Annotated in this window: 2 protein-coding genes; both read right to left on the bottom strand. The window is 64.5% G+C overall.

Translation table 11 applies throughout. From position 1 onward, the window contains the following. Positions 1-2,985: efflux RND transporter permease subunit (locus tag AC1DT2_RS16360; RefSeq protein WP_477297477.1), on the bottom strand; the 2,985-nt coding region annotated here is incomplete at its 3' end. Next, positions 2,982-4,501: efflux RND transporter permease subunit (locus AC1DT2_RS16365; RefSeq protein ID WP_477297478.1), on the bottom strand; the 1,520-nt coding region annotated here is incomplete at its 5' end. The genes AC1DT2_RS16365 and AC1DT2_RS16360, both read right to left, overlap by 4 nt.

Raw genomic sequence — 4,501 nt, forward strand, 5'->3', positions numbered from 1 at the left:
GTCGATCATCATGATCGCGTTCTTCTTCACGATGCCGATCAGCAGGATGATGCCGATCATGGCGATGACCGAGAATGGCGTGCCGAAGATAAGCAGGGCCAGCGTCGCACCGATACCGGCCGAGGGCAGTGTCGACAGGATGGTCAACGGGTGCACCGTGTTCTCGTAGAGGACACCGAGCACGATGTACACCGCCACCAACGCCGCGATGATGAGCAGCGGCATCGTCGACATGGACTGACCGTACACCTGCGCCGCGCCGGCAAAGCTGCCATGCACCGAAGMCGGCAGACCGATCTGTTGGGAGACCTGGCCGATGATGGTCGAGGCCTGGCTGAGCGACCCGCCGGGCGGCAGGTTGAAGGAAACCGTTGCGGCGACCAGCCCGTCCTGATGGCTGACCTGGGTGGCCGTGTGGTTGCTGACATAGCTGGCGATAGCGGGGAACGGCACCAGTGTCTCCGCCGCCGTGCTGTCCGCGCTGCCGCTGGAACCGCCGCCCTTCGCGTTGGAAATGGCGTTGGTGAGCAGATTGGCCTCGGCATCGGCGTTCTTCGCATTGGTCGACGCGCCCGTGCCCGACGACGTGCTCGTGACGGTCGTGGCCGTGACGCCCTTCACCAGCGAGCTCGACATCTGCGTCTGCTGCGTGCCGCTCGCGTTACCCGCCGCGGTACTGAAGCGTATGCGTTCGAGCATCTGCGGGTACTGCCAGTAGGCAGGGGCGACTTCCATCACCACGTAATACTGGTTGAGCTCGTTGTATACGGTGGACACCGTACGCTGGCCGAAGGCGTCGTACAGGCCAGTGTCGATCTGGTTGGGCGCGAAACCATAGCGAGCGGCCGTCGCGCGATCGAAATTCACGTAGATCTGCAAGCCGTGCTGCTGCAGATCCGAGTTGACGTCCGACAACCGCTCCTTGCTGAGCGCCGCCACCAGCTTGGGCACCCAGGTAAACAGGGTATCGGGGTCGTCGCTGGTCAGCGTGTACTGGTATTCCGCGGCCGACTGGCGGCCACCGATGCGCAGGTCCTGCGCGGCCTGCAGCAGCAGGCGCGCGCCGGACACGGCATTGAGCTTCGGGCGCAATCGATCCACCACCTGGGCGGCGGAAATCTTGCGTTCCGCCAGGGGCTTGAGTTCGATGAAGACGTTGGCGGTATTCAGTGCGCGGCCACCGGTAAAGCCGGCCACGGAAGCCACCGCCGGATCCTTCTGCACGATCGCCTGCAGCTGGGCGAGCTTCTTCTCCATGGCCTGGAAGGAGATGCTCTGGTCCGCGATGATCTGGCCCTGGAGGATGCCGTTGTCCTGTTCGGGAAAGAAGGTCGACGGCACGAAGCGAATCAGGAACACGTTGAGGACGATCAGCCCGATCAGAACCAGCGCGACAAGCAGGCGATGGTCCAGCGCCGTCGCCAGCGAACGGTCGTAGCCTTGCTTGAACCGCTCGAACTGGCGCTCCGACCAGGCCGCGACGCGACCCGGCGGCCTTGCCGTACCGCGCGCGCGGAGCACGAAGGCCGCCATCGTCGGCGTCACGGTCAGCGAGATCACCAGGGAAAGCAGGATGGCGATCGACAGCGTCACCGCGAACTCATGGAACAGCAGGCCGACGATGCCCGGCATCAACAGGATCGGAAGAAACACCGCGATCAACGACAGGCTCATGGAGATCACGGTAAAGCTGACCTCGGCGCTACCGACCAGGGCCGCTTCGCGCACGTCCATGCCCTCGTCCACGTGGCGGACGATGTTCTCCAGCACCACGACCGCGTCGTCCACCACGAAGCCGGTGCCGATGGTGAGCGCCATCAGCGACAGGTTATCGAGGCTGTAGCCGAGCAGGTACATCGGGCCGAACGTGCCCACGATCGAAAGGGGCAACGCGACCGCCGGCACCAGCACGGCGCGGGGGGACTGCAGGAAGATGAAAACCACGCCGATGACCAGGAGCACGGCGATGAACAGCGTCCGCTCGGTGTCGTCCACCGCGGCATTGACCGACTGCGAGCGATCCACGGCGATACCGACATGGATGTCGTGCGGCAAGGTGGCCTCGACATTCGGCAGGACCTTGCGGATCTGTGCGACGGTCCTGACGATATTGCTGCCCGGGAGCGGATAGACGATGACGAGTACCGCGTCCTTACCGTTGTACAGGCCGGCGTTGCGCAGGTTCTCCGCCGAATCGCTCACCTGCGCGACATCGCGCAGGAAGACCGGTGCCCCCTGGCGATAGGCGACGACGATGTCGCGATACGGCGCGGCCTTGCTGATCTGGTCGTTGGAAAGCACCTCGAAACGCTGGTCGCCCTGGTCGATATGGCCCTTGGCGCTGTTCGCATTCGCCGAGCTCAGGGACGCACGGACATCCTCCAGGCCGATGCCGTAGCTATTGAGCTGGTCGGGCTGCAACTCCACGCGAACCGAGGGCAAGGCACTGCCGCCCAGCGTGATCTGCCCTACGCCATCCACCTGCGAGAGTTGCTGCTGGAGGATCGAGTTAGCCGAATCGTAGAGCTGCGCCCGCGTCAGCGTGGCCGAGGTGAGCGCCAGCACCATGATCGGGGTATCCGACGGATTGAACTGCCGGTACGTCGGATTGTTGCGCAGCGTACTCGGCAGGTCGGCTCGCGCCGCCTGGATCGCCGCCTGCACGTCGCGGGCCGCGCCATTGATGTCGCGTCCCAGGCCGAACTGGATCACCACCTGGGCCGAGCCGACCGAGCTCGACGAGGTCAGCTCGGACACGTCCGCGATAGCACTGAGCCGTCGCTCCAGCGGAGCAGCCACGGTCGAGGCCATGATGTCCGGGCTCGCACCGGCCATGCTCGCCTGGACCACGATCACGGGGAACGTGACGTTCGGCAGCGGCGCCACCGGCAGGTTGAAATAGCCGAGCGCACCTGACAGCAGGATCGCGACGGCCAGCAGCGTCGTCGCCACCGGACGCCGGATGAACAGGCCCGGGATACTCATGACTCGTGCCCGATCGCCTTCTGCGCCGGCGCGCGCCGTAACCGCACGGCCAGCCGGTCGAAGAACAGGTAGATCACCGGCGTGGTGAACAACGTCAGCAACTGGCTCAGCGCCAGGCCACCGATGATGGCGAGGCCGAGCGGCCGGCGCAGTTCGGAGCCGGTGCCATTACCCAGCAGCATCGGCAGCGCACCGAGCATCGCCGCGAGCGTCGTCATCAGGATAGGCCGGAAGCGCAGCAGCGAGGCCTCGAAGATGGCTTCCTCGGGCGGCTTGCCGTGCTCGCGCTCCGCTTCCAGCGCGAAGTCCACGATCATGATCGCGTTCTTCTTCACGATGCCGATCAGCAGGACGATGCCGATGATGCCGATCACGTCCAGATCGTGCCCGGCCACCATAAGCGCAAGCAACGCGCCGATACCGGCCGACGGCAAGGTCGAAAGAATGGTCAATGGGTGAACGAAACTTTCGTAGAGCACGCCGAGCACGATGTAGACAGCGACCAGGGCGGCGATCAGGAGATACACCTCACTGGAGAGTGAATCCTGGAAGGCTTGCGCGGCACCCTGGAACGACGACGTGACAGACGGCGGCAGGTGCACCGCCTGTTCCGCCGCCGTGATCTCCTTCACCGCCGAGCTGAGCGAGGCACCGGCGGTGAGATTGAAGGAAACCGTGACGGCGGGAAACTGCGCCAGGTGACTGATTACCAGGGGTGCCTTGACGATCTGGATCGACGCGATGCCCTTCAGCGGTACCTGTCCGCTGCTGCCGGTCTGGCTGGGCAGATAGATGTCGCCGAGCGACTGCACCGTGGGCAGGCTCTCGGGCTTGGCCACCAGGATGACGCGGTACTGCCCGGACTGCTCGAAGATGGTCGAGACGATACGCTGTCCGAGCGCGTCATAGAGCGCGTTGTCGATCGTCGCCGGTGTGATGCCATAACGCGCGGCGAGCTGGCGATTCACCTCGACGTTCACCGCCAGGCCGTCATTGTTGAGATCGCTGGTGACATCCGTGAGCGAGTCGACCTTGCGCAGGCGATCGACCAGGGCGGGCACATACTTGCCCAGCTCCTGCACCGAGGAACCCCGCAGGACGAACTGGTACTGGTTCGGCGATACCGTGGTGTCGAGCGTGAGGTCCTGCTCCGGCTGCACGAACAGGCGAATGCCTGTGACGTTCGCCGTTTCGTTCTGCAGGTTGCGCGCGATCTCGGCGGCGCTGAGGGAGCGATCGTCCTTCGCCTTGAGGCCAATCAGGAAGCGGCCGTTGTTTAGGGTCTTGTTCGTCCCATCGATGCCCACGTACGACGTCAGCCCTGTCACGTTGGGATCCTTCAGGATCGCTTCGGCGAGCTCGGCCTGCCGTTTCACCATGGCGCTATAGGACACCGAGTTGTCGGCCACGCTGATGCCCTCGACCGCGCCGACGTCCTGGGTCGGGAACAGGCCTTTCGGAATGACGACATAGAGGACGACGGTCAACGCGACGGTGACCAGGAAGACGATCAGTG

The organism is Luteibacter sp. P4_E6, from assembly GCF_056401535.1.